The sequence below is a fragment of the Paraburkholderia sp. MM5384-R2 genome (assembly GCF_014201025.1).
In the GTDB taxonomy this organism is placed as follows: domain Bacteria; phylum Pseudomonadota; class Gammaproteobacteria; order Burkholderiales; family Burkholderiaceae; genus Paraburkholderia; species Paraburkholderia tuberum.
This window is the reverse complement of the sequence record NZ_JACHDI010000024.1, coordinates 16,970-35,524: the sequence shown is the minus strand read 5'-3', so window position 1 is coordinate 35,524 and position 18,555 is coordinate 16,970. Positions and strand designations below refer to the sequence as shown.

Genomic DNA, 18,555 nt, shown 5'->3' with positions numbered 1-18,555 from the left:
TCTCCAACCTCGGTAGTGCAGCGTTACTTTGTGGTGGCGGCGCGCTTGAGCAGCGGCGCCAGATATTTGCCGGTAAAACTGGCCTTCGACTTCGCGACCTGCTCGGGCGCGCCCTGGGCGATGATCTGCCCGCCGCCGGCGCCGCCTTCGGGGCCGAGATCGATGACCCAGTCCGCAGTTTTGATTACATCGAGATTATGTTCGATGATCACGACGGTATTACCCTGGTCACGCAACCGGTGTATGACTTCCAGCAACTGCGCGATATCGTGAAAGTGCAGGCCGGTAGTCGGTTCGTCAAGGATGTATAGCGTGCGACCGGTATCACGCTTGCTCAGTTCCAGCGACAGTTTCACACGCTGCGCCTCGCCGCCCGACAGCGTGGTGGCCGACTGACCCAGGCGAATATAGCCTAGACCCACGTCCAGCAGGGTTTTCAGCTTGCGCGCGACGACCGGCACGGCCTTGAAGAACTCGTACGCGTGTTCGACCGTCATGTCGAGCACTTCGCTGATGTTGCTGCCTTTGTACTGGATATCGAGCGTTTCGCGGTTGTAGCGCTTGCCGTGGCAGACGTCGCACGGCACGTACACGTCGGGCAGGAAGTGCATTTCGACCTTCAGCACGCCGTCGCCCTGGCACGATTCACAGCGCCCGCCCTTCACGTTGAACGAGAAGCGCCCCGGATCGTAGCCGCGCTCCTTGGCGGCCGGCACGCCCGCGAACAGCTCGCGGATCGGCGTGAAAAGGCCCGTGTAGGTGGCCGGATTCGAGCGCGGCGTGCGGCCGATCGGCGACTGGTCGACGTTGATCACCTTGTCGAAGTGCTCGAGGCCCTCGATCGACTCGTACGGCGCCGGCTCCGTGGCCGAGCCGTACAGATGATGCGCGACCGCGTGATACAGCGTGTCGTTGATCAGCGTCGACTTGCCCGAGCCGGACACGCCGGTCACGCAGGTCAAAAGACCCACCGGCAGATCGAGCGTCACGTTGTGCAGATTGTTGCCGTACGCTTCGACGATGCGCAGGCGCCGCTCGTCGGGATCCTTGCGCTCGTCGGGGTATTCGATCGTGCGCGCGCCGGACATGTATTGGCCCGTCAGCGACGCCGCGTTCTTCTGCACCTCTTTCGGCGTGCCCTCGGCGATCACCATGCCGCCGTGCTCGCCGGCGCCCGGGCCCATGTCGACCACATAGTCGGCCATGCGGATCATGTCCTCGTCGTGCTCGACGACGATCACCGAGTTGCCGAGATCGCGCAGATGCTTGAGCGTCGAGATCAGCCGGTCGTTGTCGCGCTGATGCAGGCCGATCGACGGTTCGTCGAGCACGTACATCACGCCGGTCAGCCCCGAGCCGATCTGCGAAGCGAGGCGAATGCGCTGCGCTTCGCCGCCCGACAGCGTTTCGGCGCTGCGTTCGAGCGACAGGTAATCGAGCCCGACGTTGTTCAGGAACATCAGACGCGCGACGATTTCCTTGACGACCTTGTCGGCGATCTCGCGCTTCGAGCCTTCGAGACGCAGGGTCTGAAAGTAGCCGAGCGCGTCGCGCAACGGCCAGCCGCTGATTTCGAAGATGCCGCGCGCGTCGCTGTCCGCGCCGATGCGCACGAAGCGCGCCTCGCGACGCAGCCGCGTGCCCGCGCACGCCGGGCATGGCTGGTTATTCTGGTATTTGGCGAGCTCTTCGCGCACCGCGGACGAATCGGTTTCGCGGTAGCGCCGCTCCAGATTCGGGATGATCCCTTCGAACACGTGCTCGCGCACCGACGTGCGGCCGCGCTCGTTGATGTACGAGAACGGAATTTCCTGCTTGCCCGAACCGTACAGCAGGATCTTGCGGACTTTTTCCGGCAGGTCCTCGAGCGCGGTGTCGATGTCGAAGTCGTAGAACGCCGCGAGGCTCTGCAGCATCTGGAAGTAGAACTGGTTGCGCCGGTCCCAGCCCTTCACCGCGCCCGCCGCGAGCGACAGCGACGGATGCGCGACCACCCGCTTCGGATCGAAGAACGTAATCTGGCCGAGGCCGTCGCATTCGGGGCACGCGCCCATCGGGTTGTTGAACGAGAACAGGCGCGGCTCGAGTTCCTGGAGCGAATAGGAGCAGATCGGGCAGGCGAACTTCGAGCTGAACAGGTGCTCCTTGTCCGTATCCATTTCGAGCGCGATCGCGCGGCCGTCGGCGAGACGCAGCGCCGTTTCGAACGATTCGGCAAGGCGCTGCTTCACGTCGGGGCGCACGCGCAGACGATCGATCACGACGTCGATCGTGTGCTTGTCGTTTTTCTTCAGCTTCGGCAGAGAGTCGACTTCATAGATTTTCGCGGTGCCTTCGTTGGCGGTGCCGCCGCCCGAGCGCACGCGAAAGCGCACGAAGCCTTGCGCCTGCATGTCCTCGAACAGATCCGTGTGCTCGCCCTTGCGATCGCTGACGACGGGCGCGAGGATCATCACGCGCGTTTCCTCGGGCAGCGCGAGCGCCGCGTCGACCATCTGCGACACGCTTTGCGCTTCGAGCGGAATCTCGTGATCGGGGCAGTAGGGCGTGCCGACGCGCGCGAACAGCAGACGCAGATAATCGTGGATTTCGGTGACGGTGCCGACCGTCGAGCGCGGATTGTGCGAGGTCGCCTTCTGTTCGATCGAGATAGCCGGCGACAAGCCTTCGATCAGGTCGACGTCCGGCTTTTCCATCAGTTGCAGGAACTGCCGCGCATAGGCGGACAGACTTTCGACGTAGCGCCGCTGTCCTTCCGCATACAGCGTATCGAACGCCAGCGACGATTTGCCGGAGCCCGAAAGCCCCGTGATAACGACGAGCTTGTGACGCGGTAGGTCGAGATTGACGTTCTTCAGGTTGTGGGTGCGAGCCCCACGAATACGGATTTGTTCCACGGATTTATTCCATGAACTGCGGAAAGGGAAAGAGGCCAAACCTGCTACTATAACGACTTTTCCAGACCGCCGTTACGGTGTGCTGACAGCGGGAAAAAGGCATAGCTGGGGCCGTTTTCCGTGAGTACAAGATGCCGCGAGGGGCGAGCGGGGGCGATGGGGCACGGGCTTTGCGCGTCTCGTCGGCGCGGACCCGCCGATATGCCGGGGCTAGCCGCCTGCCTGTTCGTTCTGCTCCACTGTGCCGGCGGCCAAGGCTGTCCCCACGGGCTCGCCGCCCGGTTCATTCAAACAACGCTTCGATGTCCAATCCGTCCGCCATCTCCACACGCATGAGCGCGCCCGAATTGCGCGCGACCGTGTCGCTTGCCGCCATCTTCGCGCTGCGCATGCTGGGTCTCTTCATGATCATGCCGGTGTTCTCGATCTACGCGAAGACCATTCCCGGCGGCGAAAACGTGCTGCTCGTCGGCATCGCGCTCGGCGCGTACGGCGTCACGCAGTCGATGCTCTACATCTTCTATGGCTGGATCTCCGACAAGGTCGGCCGCAAGCCGGTGATCGCGACGGGCCTGCTGATCTTCGCGATCGGCAGCTTCGTCGCGGCGGCCGCGCACGACATGACGTGGATCATCGTCGGCCGGGTGATTCAGGGGATGGGGGCGGTGTCGTCGGCGGTGATCGCGTTCATCGCCGATCTGACCTCGGAGGAACATCGCACGAAGGCGATGGCGATGGTCGGCGGCAGCATCGGCGTGTCGTTCGCGGTCGCGATCGTCGGCGCGCCGATCGTGTTCCACTGGCTCGGCATGAGCGGGCTCTTCACGCTGGTCGGCGTGTTCTCGATTCTCGCGATCGGCGTCGTGATATGGGTCGTGCCCGATGCGCCGAAGCCGGTGCATGTGCGCGCGCCGTTCGCCGAAGTGCTGCACAACGTCGAGTTGCTGCGTTTGAATTTCGGCGTGCTCGTGCTGCACGCCACGCAAACCGCGCTGTTCCTCGTCGTGCCGCGCATTCTCGAAGCGGGCGGGCTGCCGGTCGCTTCACACTGGAAGGTGTATCTGCCGGTGATGGGGCTGTCGTTCGTGATGATGGTGCCGGCGATCATCGCCGCCGAGAAGCGCGGCAAGATGAAGATCGTGCTGCTGTCGGCGATCGCTCTTATCCTGATCGGCCAGTTGTTATTGGGCGTTGCTCCGCATACGATTCTGAGTGTGGCGGCGATCCTGTTCGTGTACTTTCTCGGCTTCAATATTCTCGAGGCCTCGCAGCCTTCGCTGGTGTCGAAGCTCGCGCCCGGTACCCGCAAGGGAGCCGCGGCCGGCGTGTACAACACCACGCAGTCGATCGGTCTTGCGCTGGGCGGAATGGTCGGCGGCTGGCTGCTGAAGGTGAACGGCCAGAGCGCGGTATTCTTCGCCTGCTCCGGGCTGGTATTTTGCTGGCTTATAATCGCCGCAAAGATGAAACAGCCGCCGCGCAAGGCATAACACAGCGTACTCGGGGCACCTCCCGAATCATCCAGAACTCACCCGGCGGCGGGCATAGGCGCTCTTCTGGTCTCGGGCCTGCCGGCCATGAGACGCGAACCGCGTAGTGCCGCGCCGCCTGCAACAGGAATCAACAGGAGAAATTCATGGCATCCGTGAACAAGGTCATTCTGGTCGGCAACCTCGGCGCCGATCCGGAAGTCCGCTATCTTCCGAGCGGCGACGCAGTGGCGAACATCCGCCTTGCGACGACGGACCGCTACAAGGACAAGGCGTCGGGAGAGATGAAGGAAGCCACCGAGTGGCACCGCGTCGCGTTCTTCGGCCGCCTCGCGGAAATCGTGGCGGAATATCTGAAGAAGGGCTCGTCGGTGTACCTCGAAGGGCGCATCCGCACGCGCAAGTGGCAGGCGCAGGACGGCACCGATCGCTATTCGACCGAGATCGTCGCGGAGCAGATGCAGATGCTCGGCGGCCGCGGCGGCGCGTCGATGGGTGGGGGCGATGAAGGCGGTTATAGCCGTGGCGAGCCGTCGGAGCGCAGCGGCGGCGGTGGTGGTCGCGCGATGTCGTCGGGCGGCGGTTCGCGTGGCGGTAGCGGCGGTGGCGGTGCGAGCCGTCCGAGCGCGCCGGCTGGCGGCGGCTTCGACGAGATGGACGACGATATTCCGTTCTGATCGTTGCGGCTCGATGCCGAGCCGACCAGCGTCCCGCTGATCGACACAAAAACAGAGGCCCGCTTTCTGCCAGGAAAGCGGGCCTTTCTGCCTTCTGTTTGCCGGCATTTTTTACGTCACGCGCGCGGACGGGGCATTCCGTCAGAAACTCACCGACTCAAATGCTCCAACGTATCCCGCAACGGCAGACTCGAAATCACGATCGGCCCGGTGAACGGCGTGTCGAGATCGACGATCACATAAACCGCCGAAGCAATCGACACCGCTCCCAGCGATATCGTCACCAGCGCCAACGCATTGCGCGGCGCGATCAACCCGAAGCTCAGAAAGATCACGCCTAGCCAGAACGTCAGCGTCTTGAAGAACGGCTGCGAAATCGAGCTGTGCGCTTCCTCGATGATTTTCCAGCGCGCATCGATGACGCGCCGGTACTGCGTCAACGCGTCATCGAGTGCACGTTGCTGCAACGCATCCTGCGTGCGCAGCTGTCGCAATTGCCGCCCCACCGTGGTCAGCATGTCGCCCAGATGCACGTTTTCCAGTTGCTGCGGATTGCCCGGCGGCCCGAGATCGCGCGGATAGTCGCCGCTCGGCGCGGGCTCGCGCGGCCATGTCGAAGCGATCGCCGCCGCCGTGTACTGGCGCAACAGGCGCCGCGATTCGTCGGCCGCGCTGCCGAGCTCGCGCAGCGTCGAGTCGAATTCGATCAGTTCGGCCGCATAGCTGCGCATATCGTTCGACGCGGTGTCGAAGCTCGCTTTCGCCGATGCCGTCATCAAACCCAGCACCAGCGCGGCGAACGTGACCAGCATGCCGATCACGAGCTGCACGAGCTGTACGGTCTCGTGTGCCTTGTGCTCTTCCGGCAGCAGCGGCCGCACCCCGACGCCGAGGCCGGTGGCGATCAGCAGCAGCGCGAACACGAGTACGGCCGAACCGATTTCCGACATGGGCGCGCTCCGGGCAGGAAGGGGCTTCGACAGAAGGGCTTCAGCAAACGGGCTTCGAGACTCTATTGATGTAACGCAAGCCGGGCGAGCGATCAACCATAAAGTTTTCGGCCGATACGCCGTTGTCCCGAATGTGCTGTTTGCTTAATTTTGAGACAAGTTGCGGACCGGGCCGAACGGCGTGGGCGCAGCCTGCGTGGCCATGCAGCTATCGTCAACGATACGGAATCATCGGCCGGGCAGCCCAAGGAGACCAGTCCGATGTTGAAAAAGCTGTCGATTCGCACCAGCCTTACCCTGATGATCGTGTTCTTCGGCATCGTGCTGCTGCTCGGCGCGGCCGCGGGATTGTTGTCGCTGCGCTCGTCGAACGCGTCGCTGCAACAGATGTACACGATCGACACGCCCGCCGTCGCCGACCTCGAAGGCAGCTCCGGCCAACTGCTGCGCCTGCGGCTCGCGCTCGCGACGTACGCGTCGCTCGTCGCGCTGAACGATCAGGACGGCGCGAGCGCCGTGCTCAAGCGCTTCGATCAGTACCGCAAAGCCTCTGACGAGCGGCTTGCCCACTATTTGAGCCATGCGGGCACGGATGCCGATGAGCAGCGTCTGATCGCCGACATGCAGCAGAAGCGCGACGCGTTCCTGCACGACGGCGTCGACCCGACGCTCGCCGCGCTGAAGTCGAGCGACACCAACGCCTTCCAGCAATTGCAGGCGCATAAACTGCCGTCGCTGTACAGCGCGTACGAGAAGGCCATGCTCGCGCTCGAGCAGTTGCAGCTCGATCACGGCGCACAGCGCTACAAGGATGCGCAGGACCTGTTCTACGCGATCAGCACGGCGGTGGCGATCGGCATTGCGCTGTCGCTGGTCGGCGGCTTGCTCGCCCGCTTCGTGCTCGTGCGCGCGATCGTCACGCCGGTCGATGCGACGATCGCGCAGTTCCAGCGGATCGCCAACGGCGACCTGAGCGGCCGCATCGAGGTGCACAGCGACAACGAGATGGGCCGTCTCGCGGCCGCGCTGCGCAAGATGCAGGAGTCGCTGATCGCGACGGTCAACGCGGTTCGTCAAGGTACCGATTCGATCGATACCGGCGTCAGCGAGATCGCGGCCGGCAACGCCGATCTGTCGCAACGCACCGAGGAGCAGGCGGCGGCGCTCGAGGAAACGGCCGCGAGCATCGAAGAGCTGACCACGACGGTCAAGCAGACGGCCGACAACGCGAAAGAGGCGAGCTCGCTCGCGCAGGGCGCCTCGACGCTGGCCGCGCAGGGCGGTGAGCTGACCGAGCAGGTGGTCGGCACGATGCACGGCATCGTCGACGATTCGCGGCGGATTGCCGATATCGTTGGCGTAATCGAGGGCATCGCGTTCCAGACCAACATCCTCGCGCTGAACGCCGCGGTCGAGGCGGCGCGAGCGGGCGAGCAGGGACGCGGCTTCGCGGTCGTCGCGAGCGAAGTGCGCTCGCTCGCGCAGCGCAGCGCGGCGGCGGCCAAGGAGATCAAGGGCTTGATCGACGCGTCGACCACCCGCGTGGAGCAGGGCTCGCAGCTCGTCGAGCGCTCGGGCACGACGATGAACGACATCGTCGGCGCAATCGCGCGCGTCAGTTCCATCATGAACGAGATCGCGGCGGCGGCGCTCGAACAGAGCACCGGCATCGATCAGGTCAATCGCGCGGTCGGTCAGATGGACGAGGTCACGCAGCAGAACGCGGCGCTCGTCGAGCAGGCGGCCGCGGCGGCGAGTTCGCTGGAAGATCAGGCGCGGCGCCTGTCGACGGCGGTGGCGGTGTTCCGGACCGGCAGCGAATCGCGCAGCCGTGCTCCGGCGCCCGGCGCGAAGCTGGCCGGTGTTGCCGGCGAGCGGAGACTGGACAGCGAGTTTGTCGCGGCGTAACGCGAGCCGTTGTGCTGCGTCAACCCGCGACCTCTCACCGTCCCACTACTGCATGGCCGCGTAATACCTCGCCACCGCATCGATTTCCGCGGGCGTCATCTGCCGCGCGACATTGCGCATCTGCTCGTTGATGTCGTTGCGCCGCACGCCCGAAGCGAACGCCTGCAACTGCGCGGCCAGATAGGCCGCCGACTGTCCGCCGAGCCACGGCGCCGCGCCCTTGCGATCGAGTTGGCCATGACACGCGGCGCACGGTGCGATATTGCGTTGCGGGTCGCCCTGCATCACGAGCCTGGTTGCGGTCGCATCGGGTCCTTCGCCGGCGCGGGTCTTCTCGGCCGCCGCGGGGAGCGGGAGCGACGCGTAGTACACCGCCAGATCGTGCAGATCCTGGTCGCTGCGTCCCGCGATGATTGCCTGCATGACCGCGCTTTGCCGCTGGCCGCTCTGGAAGTCGCGCAATTCCTTGTAGGTCACGTCGGCGAACTGTCCGGCGAGCGCCGGCGCGGTGACCTGCACGGTGCCGAGTACGCCGTGGCACATCGAGCAGTGCTGCGTCGCGATCGTCGCGCCGCGGCCGATCGCGTCGGCCATCGCGTGATTCGTGCCCGAAGGCGGCAAGACGACGACGTCGCTCGGCACGTGGCTGGTCTCGTTGCCGCTGTACCAGCTCGACGGCACGCCGGCGGCGCCGCAAATCCTCGCCCACAGGCTGAGGTTGCCGAACGCGCTGCTCGCCGACGGCAGCCATACGAAGCCGATCAGGATCGCGACGATCGCAACCGCGAGCGTGCTGCCGACGCTCCACACGAACCACGGGTTGCGCAGGGTGAACAGGCGTTCTTCGTTCATCGCGGCGCTCCGATGACGACTGCCGGCACGGAGGTCTGCGGCAGTCTGAGCAACTGGACGATCGGCACGCTGTAGTTGACGACCGTGAGCCCGATCATCAGCGCGACCCACAGGCCGAAGCTATTGAGCGCGACGGGCACGCGCTCGACAGGGTGCGCGGCGCTCGCGAAGCGGAACGTCTGCGGCTCCACCACGGGGCCGAATTGCGACTTCGCGAGGATATAGACGAACAGCAGGCCGGACACCGTCAGGATCAGCCCGCCCACCGCGGACATGACGACCCACACACCCTGACCCTGCACGCCCGCCATCGCGTAGTCGTAATAGGCCATGCGGCGCGGTGCGCCGAGCAGGCCGACGTAATGCCACGGAATCGTGACCACCATCATGCCGATGAACCACAGCCACAATTGCGTGCGCACCAGTTTCGCCGACACGATCGCGCGGCCGGTCAGCTGCGGCCACAGTTCGTACGCGATCGCGAAGTACATGATGACGATCGCGCCGCCGAAAATCAGGTGGAAGTGGCCGGTCACCCACTGCGTGTTGTGCACGGTCGAGTTCAGCTGATAGCTCATGTTGATGAGGCCGCCCGCGCCGCCGAAGCCGAGCATCACGAACGAGAACGCGACGACCAGCATCATCGGATTGCGCCACGGCAGCGCGGTGAGCCAGCCGAGCGCGCCCTTGCCGCCGTGCAGCCGGCCGGCGATTTCCACCGACGCGCAAATCGTAAACACGGTCAGCAGCGTCGGCACCGACACCATGCCGGTAAATACCGCGTGCACGAACTTGAAGCCGGCGCCGACCTGCGGATCGACGAACAGGTGATGGATGCCGATCGGCATCGCGAACACGAGAAACAGGATGAACGATACGCGCGCCATCGAATCGCTGTAGAGCCGTCCGCCGATCGCGCGCGGCACCAGGGTGTAGTACGCGATGTACGCCGGAATCAGCCAGAAGTAGACGATCGCGTGCAGCGTCCATGAGAACAGCACGCGCGCGAGGCCGGCGTCGATCGTATGGGCGAAACCGAGCGCGACGGGCAGGATCTGGAACAGGATTTCGAGCGCCGCGCCGACCGCGGTCCACGCCCACAGGTAGGCGCCCGCGACGTTCGCGAACATCGCGAGCGGCACCGGCTTGCCGGGGTTCGCGCGCTTCCAGATGCGCAGGTTCACGTGCATCAGCGCGACCCAGATCCACGAGCCGACCACCACGAGCACGATGCCGAGGTAGTAAAACGGACTGCCGATCATCGGCGGATAGAACGTGTAGAGCACCGACGCCTTGCCGAGCGCGACCGGCACCATCGCCATCACGGCGCCGACCAGCAGCGTGACGAGCGCGGCCCACGCCCATTTGAGACCGACGAGGCGCTGCGCGAGCGCGAGCTCGACGATCGCGTAGCCGAACCCCATCGAGACGAGCGTCGGCATCACGTAGGCCATCACGGTGCCGTGCGCGGTCACCGAACGATAGTACAGCTCAGGATCGCCGATCCACGGCAACAGGGGACTGCGCACCAGCATCTGCCACGCGCCGAGGCACAACGCGATCGCGAACATGATGAAGGCGAGCCAGAAATGCGCGAGTACGAGTCGCTTAGCGTGGAACACAGCTCAGTCTCCGTGATTGTCGGGCCTGTTCGAAGAAAGCGGCTTTGTCGATCACCTTCACGTGCGCCCACATGGTCTGATGGCCGAAGCCGCAGAATTCGTGGCACGGCATCGCGTGATCGGCGGGATGGTCGAACTGCGTGTTCAGCGTCGCGACGTAGCCGGGCACGACCATCGTGTTGATGTTGGTGTCGGTGACGAGCAGCCCGTGCACGACGTCGGCGCTGGTGGTACGGATCGTGATCGGCGTATCGGCGGGCACGAGCAGACACTGCGGCGTGAACGAATACTGCTGCGCGACGAAGCGCACGATCACCGAGCCGTCCGGCTGCACCGCGCTGCCGAGATTGTCCTCGACGAATTCGCCGGACAACTGCAGGCGCGACGCATCGATCGTCTCGACGCGCGACGGCGGCATCATCGCCCAATGCACGCCGGAGAACACGATCACGGCGAGCATCAGCACGATCAGCGCGACCGCGAAGATGGCCCAGCGCCGCTCGGCGCGCAATGCGACCGCGTGGCCGCTACCGGGTTGATGAGAAGAGTCGGTCGACATGGTCAGTGGATGATGCCGCGCGGCAGAAACGCGAAAAAGTAGAAGGCAAACCAGATCGCCATCACGATGACCGTGGCGATGCCGGCCAGCGCGATCGCGCCGCGCGGACCGGCCGCGACGACGCGATCGACTTCGTCGTCGGTCGGCGGGGCGGCGCTGGGCGGGTCGTTCGCTTTCATGTCGATGGTTCTCCTATGCGGCGCTTCGGTACGGCCCTTCGGTGCGGCGCCTCAGTGCAGCGGCGCCTTGCGCAACTCGTTGACCTCGTGGGCCGTGACCGGCAGGCCGTGATTGCCCCACGCCGTGCGGATGAAGGTGACGACGGCGGCCGCCTCGGTGTCGTTCAGCTCCTGGCCGAACGGCGGCATGCCGAACGGCTGCGGATTCTGTTTGGTGCCGGGCGGGAAGCCGCCGTTCAGCACGATGCGGATCGGATTGACGTTCGAGTCCATTTCGATCGACTGGTTGCCCGCGAGCGGCGGGTAATGCGGCACCTGCCCTTCGCCATTGTCGCCGTGGCAGATCGCGCATTTCTCAGCGTAAATCCGCTTGCCGAGCGCGAACACCGTCGGGTCCGGCGTCGCGCTGGGCCCGGTCTTGCGGCCGCCCTGGTCGGGCAGCGACTTCAGATAGACGGCCATCGCGCGGATGTCTTCGTCGCTCAGGTGCTGCAGGCTGTGATAGGTGACCTCGGCCATCGGACCGTAGACGGCGCCGCGTGCGGAGATGCCCGTCTGCAGCAGATCGACGATGTCCTTGATGCTCCAGTCGCCGAGGCCGCCGTCCTTGTCGGAGGTCAGCGACGGCGCGTACCAGTTCTGCACCGGAATCAGTCCGCCCGCGAACTGCTCGCGCGGCGACGAGCCGCCGAGCATATTGATGCGCGTGTGGCACATCGTGCAGTGCCCGAGCCCTTCGACCAGATACGCGCCGCGATTCCATTCGACCGATTTGGTCGGGTCGGGCTGGAACTCACCCTCGTGGAAATACAGCGTGCGCCAGCCGTACAGCAGATCGCGCTGATTGAACGGGAAGCGCAGCGTGTGCGGGCGATTCGGCTGACGCACCGGCTCGACCGTCTTCAGGAACGCGAAGATCGCATTCGAGTCGTCGCGCGTGACCTTCGTGTACTGGGCGATCGGCATCGCCGGATAGATCGGCGCGCCATCCGGCTTGCGGCCGGTGCGCATCATCTTGAAGAACGCTTCCTCGCTCCACGTGCCGATGCCGTACTGCGGGTCTGGCGTGATGTTCGGCGAGTACAGCGTGCCGAACGGCGTTTCCATCGCGAGGCCGCCGGCGAACAGCCGGCCGCGCGGCGCGGTGTGACACGCGATGCAGTCGCCGGCGCGGGCAAGGTATTCGCCACGTCTGACGATCTCTGGGCGGGTGTCGGGGCTGGCTCCAGCGGTGGCTGCCGTGGCGGTCGCTTCCGCCCCTTGAGGTGCGGCGGTGGTCGCGGCATGCGCCGTCGTCGCGAGCGGTGCGTAGACCAGCAACGCGAGCGCCAGGCTGCCGATCGCAAGGACGCTAGCCATGCTTGCCGGGCGCAGCCAACCGGGCGGGCGAAGTGTCGGCTTCATTGCGGTTGGCTCCCGCAAGCGAGGGGCAGTCGCTCGGCGGATGCCGGTGCGGGCCGGGGATCAGCGGGACGCGGCTGGCGCGCGAGCCAGTTCGATACCGCGGTGATGTCGTTGTCGTTCAGCTTGAGCGCGATCGTGTGCATGCAGTCCGGCGCGAGCGCGTGGCGGGTGCCTGAGCGCCAGGTGCCCATCTGTCCGGCGATATAGCTCGCGTGCAAGCCGAGCAGACCCGGAATGCCCGGCTGCGTGCCGGTCATGCGCGCGCCATGACAGGCGATGCACGCCGGTATGCCGCGCGCCGGGTCGCCATGCATCACGAGCTTTTCGCCGGCGGCGAGCAGCTTCGGCGGCAGGGCAGCGTGGTCGGATTCGGGATAGGGCGGCTGCAAGGCCGCGAAATACTCGCTGATCTGACGCAGGTAGTCGTCGGGCAGGAACGCGAGCAGATAGCCCATCGGCGGATAGGTGCGGCCGCCGTCGCGAAATGCGATCAGCTGGTTGAACAGGTACTCGGCCGGTTTGCCGGCGATGCGCGGGAAGTAGTCGTTTTTGCGGCCTTGGCCCTGCTCGCCGTGACACGACGTGCAGGCGCGTATGCGCTGGTCCATCGACGGGGGCATCGCGCCGGCCGCGTCGGCGGCCGCGAACGCCGCGCCGCTCCATAGCGCGTGAAGCGCGCACAGCACGAACAGGACCGCAGAGCCGATAGTTTTGTGATACACACCGGGCCTCGTTGTAGCTGCTTTTAATTGAGTTGCTATTAACCGCTATTCGGAACGGGCTTGTTCGGGACCGCGAAATACGGAAGCGCAATGATGATGCAATTGTCCGGCCAAAATCTTGATCTGCGACAATGATTCGCGCTGGATGCGCCTGGGACGGCGGCATTCTGGCTGCAAAGAGCGACGCGTGAGGCGCTAAAAACGCCCGGTAGCCAGCAGCAGCGTGCAACAATTTATCGGACGCGTCAATTGAGAACACAAAGGAAAACAGGTGTTCCGATAATCGCGGACCAGCATGGATGCAGGCCCCAGCGCGCCGGACTTTGTGGCGCCGCGGCTTATCGATCGCAATGCATCAGGTAAATGTGATTAGCTGATATCGATCGATAAATTTTGCTGCGAATTTCATTTGTGAGTCATGCGAAGAGCCGCACGAGCGCATCACGTGCATTGCTGACTAACTCGCTTTCGCCCGGACGCCGCGGCAGCAGATGAAACTCGATGGCGGGCAGCGGTGGCAAGCCGAAGTTCGCGGCACACGCCACCACGCCGCCGCCGAGCGACGACTCGTTCAGACAGGAAATCCCGAGCCCCGCCTTCAAGGCGAGCTGCAGGCCCGCGACGCCCGACGCCGAATGCGACACCACATACGGTACCTTGTGTTGGTCGAGCAGCTTGACGACGAAGCGCTGCAACTGACACGTCGACGGCAGCAGCACCAGTTGATACGGCGCGATGGGGCGGGTGGCGGCATCGGCGCAACTGGCCCATAGCAGCCTTTCGCGCCGCACGACGATGCTCGCGGCACCGGCACCGGCACCGGCACCGCGTGCACGCAGCTGGACTGTGACGAGCCGCGCCGACAAACCGATGTCGAACGACGCGTGATCGTCCGCGCCGCTGTCGATCACCGCGCTCGGCAGCACCGTCACGTGCAGCTTCAGCCGCGGATGCTGTTCCGAAAACGTCTTGAGGATGCGCGCGATATCGTGCGGCCGGTAGTAATCGGTGATCGCGATGCGCAGCTCGCCGTCGAGCGAGCGTCCTTGCAGGTCGTCGAAGGCCGCTTCGCTCATCGCGATGATGCGGCGCGCATGCTCGAGCAGGCGCTCGCCCGCGGACGTCGGACTCACACCCTGCCGGCTGCGCACGAGGAGCGGCTGGCCGGCGCGCTCCTCGAGCTTCTTCAACTGCTCGCTTACCGACGACTGCGACAGGAACACGCGCTGCGCGCCTGCCGACACCCCGCCCGATTCGGCGACGGCGACAAAGGTCCGCAACTGCGCAAGGTCGAAACCACGCTGGCTCATGATTCGGTTTTTCCGATGGTGGCGATCTAAATTTCCGGCTTTGCCGATGGAATGCCAAGCCGTAGCATACCCTCGAATGAGACACGGAGGGTGTGATGGAAAACGGATCGATGACAGCGTCGGGCGGCACCGGCGAGCGCGGCGCGCGGCATCGCTGGAAGGTGCTGGGCGTTGGTTTTGCCGCGAATGCGAGCTTTTCGTCGGCATTTTCGGGGATTCCGACGACAGCGGTGTTCCTGCGCTCGGACTATCACCTGGGCAACCACGGGCTCGGCCTCGTGCTCGGCATGCTCGGCCTGGGCATTGCGGTCAGCGAGTTGCCGTGGGGGCTGCTGACCGACCGCTGGGGCGATCGCCGGGTGCTGCTGCTCGGCTTGCTGTCGACCGCGGTCGCGCTCGCCGGTCTCGCGCTGTTCGTGTCGCCGGGCGGCGCGCATGTGCCCGGCATCGTCCCGCTCGCGCTCGGGCTGCTGTTGGTCGGACTGCTGGGCGGCAGCGTCAACGGATCGAGCGGCCGGGCGGTGATGGCGTGGTTTCGCGAAGGCGAGCGCGGCCTCGCGATGAGCATCCGCCAAACCGCCGTGCCGGCGGGCGGTGGACTCGGCGCAGTGGTCCTGCCGGTGCTCGCCTCGCACTTTGGTTTTGCGAGCGCCTATGCGGTGCTGGCCTTGGCGTGCGCGATCACCGCATGGTTCGCGTGGCGCTGGCTGCACGAGCCCGCACACGCGGACGATACGCCGGCGCCCAAAGGGGCGCGCGCGGCTGCGACGGCCCGTGCTGCGGCGGCCAACGGTCGGAGGTTGGACTCCTCGAACGTCAGCGCACCGCCGCCGATGATCTCCCCATTGCGCGACATCGCGATCTGGCGCGTCGCGCTCGGCGCGGGCGCGCTGTGCATGCCGCAGATTGCCGTGATCACATTCGGCACGGTGTTCCTGCACGACTTCGGGCGTGCCGGCGTGTTCGCGATCAGCGCGACGATGGCCGCGGTGCAGACTGGCGCCGCGATCGCGCGGGTCTGGAGCGGCGCGTGGACCGACCGGCGCGGCAACCGCCGCGCGTATATGCGGGCATGCAGTCTGGTGACCGCCGTGCTGTTCGTGCTGCTCGCGCTCGCGACCGGGCTCATCGGGCTGCGTCGCGCCGGGGCGGTCGCGCCGTTCGCGCTGATGATCGTACTCGGCGGAGTTAGCGCGTCGGCGTGGCACGGCGTCGCGTTCACCGAACTCGCGACGCTCGCCGGTACTCGCCGCGCGGGCACCGCGCTCGCGATGGGCAACACCTGCGTGTTCCTCACGCTGTTCGTGACGCCGCTCGCGATTCCGGCGCTGCTGTCTGTCGGAGCATGGCCGCTGGTGTGGACGGTGGCGAGCGCTTGCGCGTTGCTCGCATTGCCGGTGTTTCCGCGCGCCGCGTCGACGCGTGCGATGCGCGCGACGCGTGCTTGCGATGCGGCGTGAGACATGGGGCGAACAGCGCGCTTTGCGTTGCCGAATTGATTTTGATTCGATTCGAATCACGGTGCGCATATTGCCTGGTCGAACTATAAATTATCCCGATTATTGATCTGGATTAGGAACGCTCCGATTGTCGTGAATTTGCGAGGGTGATCAGATGGCTTTTCCGGCACGTCGCTTGAGTGCCGCGACGCAGGTCGACGCCTGCCGCCTGCACAGCCGCTGCCGCGCGCATTTCGACCATTCTTATAACGAGCGAGACTAATCGTGACAAATCTTCGAATCATTCTGGCGGACGATCACCCGTTCGTCCTGCTTGGCCTGAAATCGACACTGGAGGCGCACGAAGGTCTGTCCGTCGTCGGTCAGGCGCAGATGCCCACTGCGTTGATCGCATTGCTGCAACACACACCGTGCGACGTGCTCGTCGTCGATCTTTCCATGCCGGAGCCCGCCGGCGAGATTGGCGACGGACTCGGCCTGATCCGGCGCATTCGTGGCGAGTGGCCGTCATTGCGCGTCGTCGTCGTGACCGGGCAGACGAATGCCGCGATGTTGCGTGTCGTCGTCGCCGATGCCGCGGTCAGTGTGATCGGCAAAGCCGATTCGCTCGAGGAACTGCCGCAAGCGGTCTGCGACAGTGCGCGCGGCGCGCGCTACCTGGGCCGCTCGGTAGTCGAAACGCTCGCGCGTTTGCAGCCGGACAACGGTCGGTTCGTGTCGGCCCTGCTGCTGTCGAAGCGGCAGACCGACATCCTGCGCAGGCTCGTGAGCGGCGAGTCCATCGTGCAGATCGCGGCGGCGCTCGGCTGCCATCGCCGCACGGTGAGCCGGCACAAGCGCGAAGCGATGGCGCGGCTTGGCGTCAACGACGACCCCGCGCTTTTTTCCTGTGTGCGCGCCTGCGGCACGGTCCTCCTCGAATCGGAAGACTAAGCATCAGGCATACAGTTGTTCGTTCCATTTCAGAGCGCTCTGATGTTTGTCGCAATAGAAATGCTCGACCATTGCGTGAGCGCCGGTCACACATAACAAGGTGTCGAGAAATGAAAGTATCGAGGAGCGCCAGACGATGAACCTCATGGCTGCATCAGGCTCGCCTGTTCGAACGATCATTGCGGATGATCATCCGCTGGTTCTGCTGGCTATAGAAAATCTGATTGGCAACTATCCGGATCTGAAGGTGGTTGGCCGTGCGGCGGATGTCGCCGAACTGTTCATCGAAGTCGATCGCAGTCCTTGCGATATCGTGCTGATGGACCTTTACATGCCAGGAGGGCACAACGACAACCGGTTCGACGTCGTCAGGCAGTTGAAGGCGCGCTATCCCAACGTGGCGCTCGTCATTCTGACAATGGAAACGGAGGCGGCGACGCTGCGCAAAGTGATGTCGCTCGGCGTGGATGGGCTGCTGAGCAAACGTGATCGTATCGATCTGATCCATGTGGCGGTGGTCATGGCGCTGGCGCGCGAATGTTTTGTCGGTCCGGCGGTGCGCGCCATGCTGGCCGATGTCACGCTGACGAAACGTCTGGACTTCGTGCGCGCCACCCTGTCTCGCCGAGAGTTCGAGGTTTTTACGCAGTACGCGTCAGGACTCGGCGTCACGGAAATCGCCACGCGGCTGGGACGTAGTGTGAAGACGATCAGCGCGCAGAAGTGCATGGCCATGCGCAAGCTGTCGCTGAATAGCAACGCCGAACTGTTTCGCTTCGCAGTCGAGTATGGCGTAGTGCCAGAAGGGCTTGGTCAAAGCCGTTAAGCGGGCGGCAACACACTGCGCAGGCGCGCGGCGAATATATCGGCATAACCGAGGGACACATTTCGTGCGGTATGCCCGATCGACACCATAAAAAAGTCACGGAAAAGAATGCCAAACAAGATTCACGTCGTCGTGGCGGACGATCACGACTCCATTCGCGCGGGCGTCCGGTCTCTGCTGCGCGACAAGCCGAATATCGAAATTGTCGGCGAAGCTGCCGACACCCGTGGTCTCGCGAAGCTGCTCGATGCCTGCGCATGCGACGTCGTCGTGTCGGACATCGGCATGCCGGGACTCGACGGAGACACCAGCGCGGTGCCGCTATTGCGCCGGCTGCTACGGCGCACGCCGCATCCCCACGTGGTCGTGCTGACCATGATTGGGCGCGCGCATGTGTTGGCCGGCTTGCGCAATATCGGCGTGACTGGAATCGTCGACAAGCGCGACGCGGTGGACGCATTGATCGACGCAATCGAAGCCGTTGCCGCCGGGGGCACCCATCTATCGGAACAGGTTCGGGCCGCACTCGCGACCGCGGAGCCTGCGCCGCCCCGGCGCGGCGGTGTGATGAGCGCACGCGAGTGGGAGGTGTTTCAACTCTATGTGCGAGGCCTCGCGGTGCACGAGATCGCCACACGTCTGCGACGTAGCGACAAAACCATCAGCACGCAAAAACGCAGCGCGATGCGCAAGCTCGGACTGGAAACAGAAGCCGACCTGATCAACTACGCCACTCAGATTGGGCTGATATGAGGCGCAGCAACGG

16 protein-coding genes are annotated in these 18,555 nt (G+C 64.8%); 7 read left to right on the top strand and 9 right to left on the bottom strand.

The genetic code is table 11. From position 1 onward, the window contains the following. Positions 1-23: 23 nt before the first annotated feature. A complete protein-coding gene (uvrA, locus tag HDG37_RS29700; RefSeq protein WP_184053900.1) occupies positions 24-2,897 on the bottom strand; it encodes an excinuclease ABC subunit UvrA in 2,874 nt (957 codons plus the stop codon). A 302-nt stretch (positions 2,898-3,199) separates the two neighbouring features. Between uvrA and HDG37_RS29695 the strand changes: the two genes are divergently transcribed. Further along, positions 3,200-4,387 (top strand): MFS transporter, encoded by a 1,188-nt coding sequence (locus HDG37_RS29695; protein WP_184027022.1) that lies wholly within the window; start codon positions 3,200-3,202, stop codon positions 4,385-4,387. A gap of 146 nt (positions 4,388-4,533) precedes the next feature. Then, the gene (locus HDG37_RS29690; RefSeq protein ID WP_090802962.1) at positions 4,534-5,064 is read left to right on the top strand and encodes a single-stranded DNA-binding protein; all 531 of its coding nucleotides are present in this window, start codon (positions 4,534-4,536) and stop codon (positions 5,062-5,064) included. 149 nt (positions 5,065-5,213) lie between these two features. Here the strand turns inward: HDG37_RS29690 and HDG37_RS29685 are convergent, their stop codons facing one another. Next, on the bottom strand, positions 5,214-6,014 hold the full coding sequence (locus HDG37_RS29685; RefSeq protein ID WP_090802965.1) for a DUF4239 domain-containing protein: 801 nt from the start codon (positions 6,012-6,014) through the stop codon (positions 5,214-5,216). A gap of 261 nt (positions 6,015-6,275) precedes the next feature. Between HDG37_RS29685 and HDG37_RS29680 the strand changes: the two genes are divergently transcribed. After that, complete coding sequence (locus HDG37_RS29680) at positions 6,276-7,922, top strand: methyl-accepting chemotaxis protein (protein ID WP_184053897.1); 1,647 nt, start codon at positions 6,276-6,278, stop codon at positions 7,920-7,922. Positions 7,923-7,967: 45 nt separating this feature from the next. Here the strand turns inward: HDG37_RS29680 and HDG37_RS29675 are convergent, their stop codons facing one another. From HDG37_RS29675 to HDG37_RS29645, 7 genes are all read right to left on the bottom strand, one after another. Beyond that, complete coding sequence (locus HDG37_RS29675; RefSeq protein WP_184053894.1) at positions 7,968-8,774, bottom strand: c-type cytochrome; 807 nt, start codon at positions 8,772-8,774, stop codon at positions 7,968-7,970. After that, positions 8,771-10,396, bottom strand: a complete 1,626-nt coding sequence (locus tag HDG37_RS29670) for a b(o/a)3-type cytochrome-c oxidase subunit 1 (protein WP_184053891.1) — start codon at positions 10,394-10,396, stop codon at positions 8,771-8,773. Before HDG37_RS29670 ends, HDG37_RS29675 begins: the two co-directional genes overlap by 4 nt. After that, on the bottom strand, positions 10,383-10,955 hold the full coding sequence (locus tag HDG37_RS29665) for a cytochrome C oxidase subunit II (protein WP_184053888.1): 573 nt from the start codon (positions 10,953-10,955) through the stop codon (positions 10,383-10,385). Before HDG37_RS29665 ends, HDG37_RS29670 begins: the two co-directional genes overlap by 14 nt. Before the next feature lie 2 nt (positions 10,956-10,957). Further along, positions 10,958-11,134 carry a hypothetical protein gene (locus HDG37_RS29660; protein WP_184053885.1) on the bottom strand — a complete coding sequence of 59 codons (177 nt, stop codon included), beginning with the start codon at positions 11,132-11,134 and terminating at the stop codon, positions 10,958-10,960. Between the two features lie 51 nt (positions 11,135-11,185). Continuing rightward, on the bottom strand, positions 11,186-12,538 hold the full coding sequence (locus tag HDG37_RS29655) for a cytochrome c (RefSeq protein WP_184053882.1): 1,353 nt from the start codon (positions 12,536-12,538) through the stop codon (positions 11,186-11,188). After that, positions 12,535-13,260 (bottom strand): c-type cytochrome, encoded by a 726-nt coding sequence (locus tag HDG37_RS29650; RefSeq protein ID WP_184053880.1) that lies wholly within the window; start codon positions 13,258-13,260, stop codon positions 12,535-12,537. Before HDG37_RS29650 ends, HDG37_RS29655 begins: the two co-directional genes overlap by 4 nt. Before the next feature lie 416 nt (positions 13,261-13,676). Further along, positions 13,677-14,570 (bottom strand): LysR family transcriptional regulator, encoded by an 894-nt coding sequence (locus HDG37_RS29645; protein ID WP_184053877.1) that lies wholly within the window; start codon positions 14,568-14,570, stop codon positions 13,677-13,679. A gap of 95 nt (positions 14,571-14,665) precedes the next feature. Between HDG37_RS29645 and HDG37_RS29640 the strand changes: the two genes are divergently transcribed. From HDG37_RS29640 to HDG37_RS29625, 4 genes are all read left to right on the top strand, one after another. Continuing rightward, positions 14,666-16,030, top strand: coding sequence for an MFS transporter (locus HDG37_RS29640; protein WP_184053874.1), 1,365 nt, complete (start codon positions 14,666-14,668; stop codon positions 16,028-16,030). Between the two features lie 264 nt (positions 16,031-16,294). Further along, positions 16,295-16,963: a response regulator transcription factor gene (locus HDG37_RS29635; RefSeq protein WP_184053870.1), complete on the top strand. Its 669-nt coding sequence runs from the start codon at positions 16,295-16,297 to the stop codon at positions 16,961-16,963. A 136-nt stretch (positions 16,964-17,099) separates the two neighbouring features. Continuing rightward, the gene (locus HDG37_RS29630) at positions 17,100-17,789 is read left to right on the top strand and encodes a response regulator transcription factor (protein WP_184053867.1); all 690 of its coding nucleotides are present in this window, start codon (positions 17,100-17,102) and stop codon (positions 17,787-17,789) included. Between the two features lie 108 nt (positions 17,790-17,897). Beyond that, the gene (locus HDG37_RS29625) at positions 17,898-18,542 is read left to right on the top strand and encodes a response regulator transcription factor (RefSeq protein ID WP_184053864.1); all 645 of its coding nucleotides are present in this window, start codon (positions 17,898-17,900) and stop codon (positions 18,540-18,542) included. The last annotated feature ends 13 nt before the right edge of the window (positions 18,543-18,555 follow it).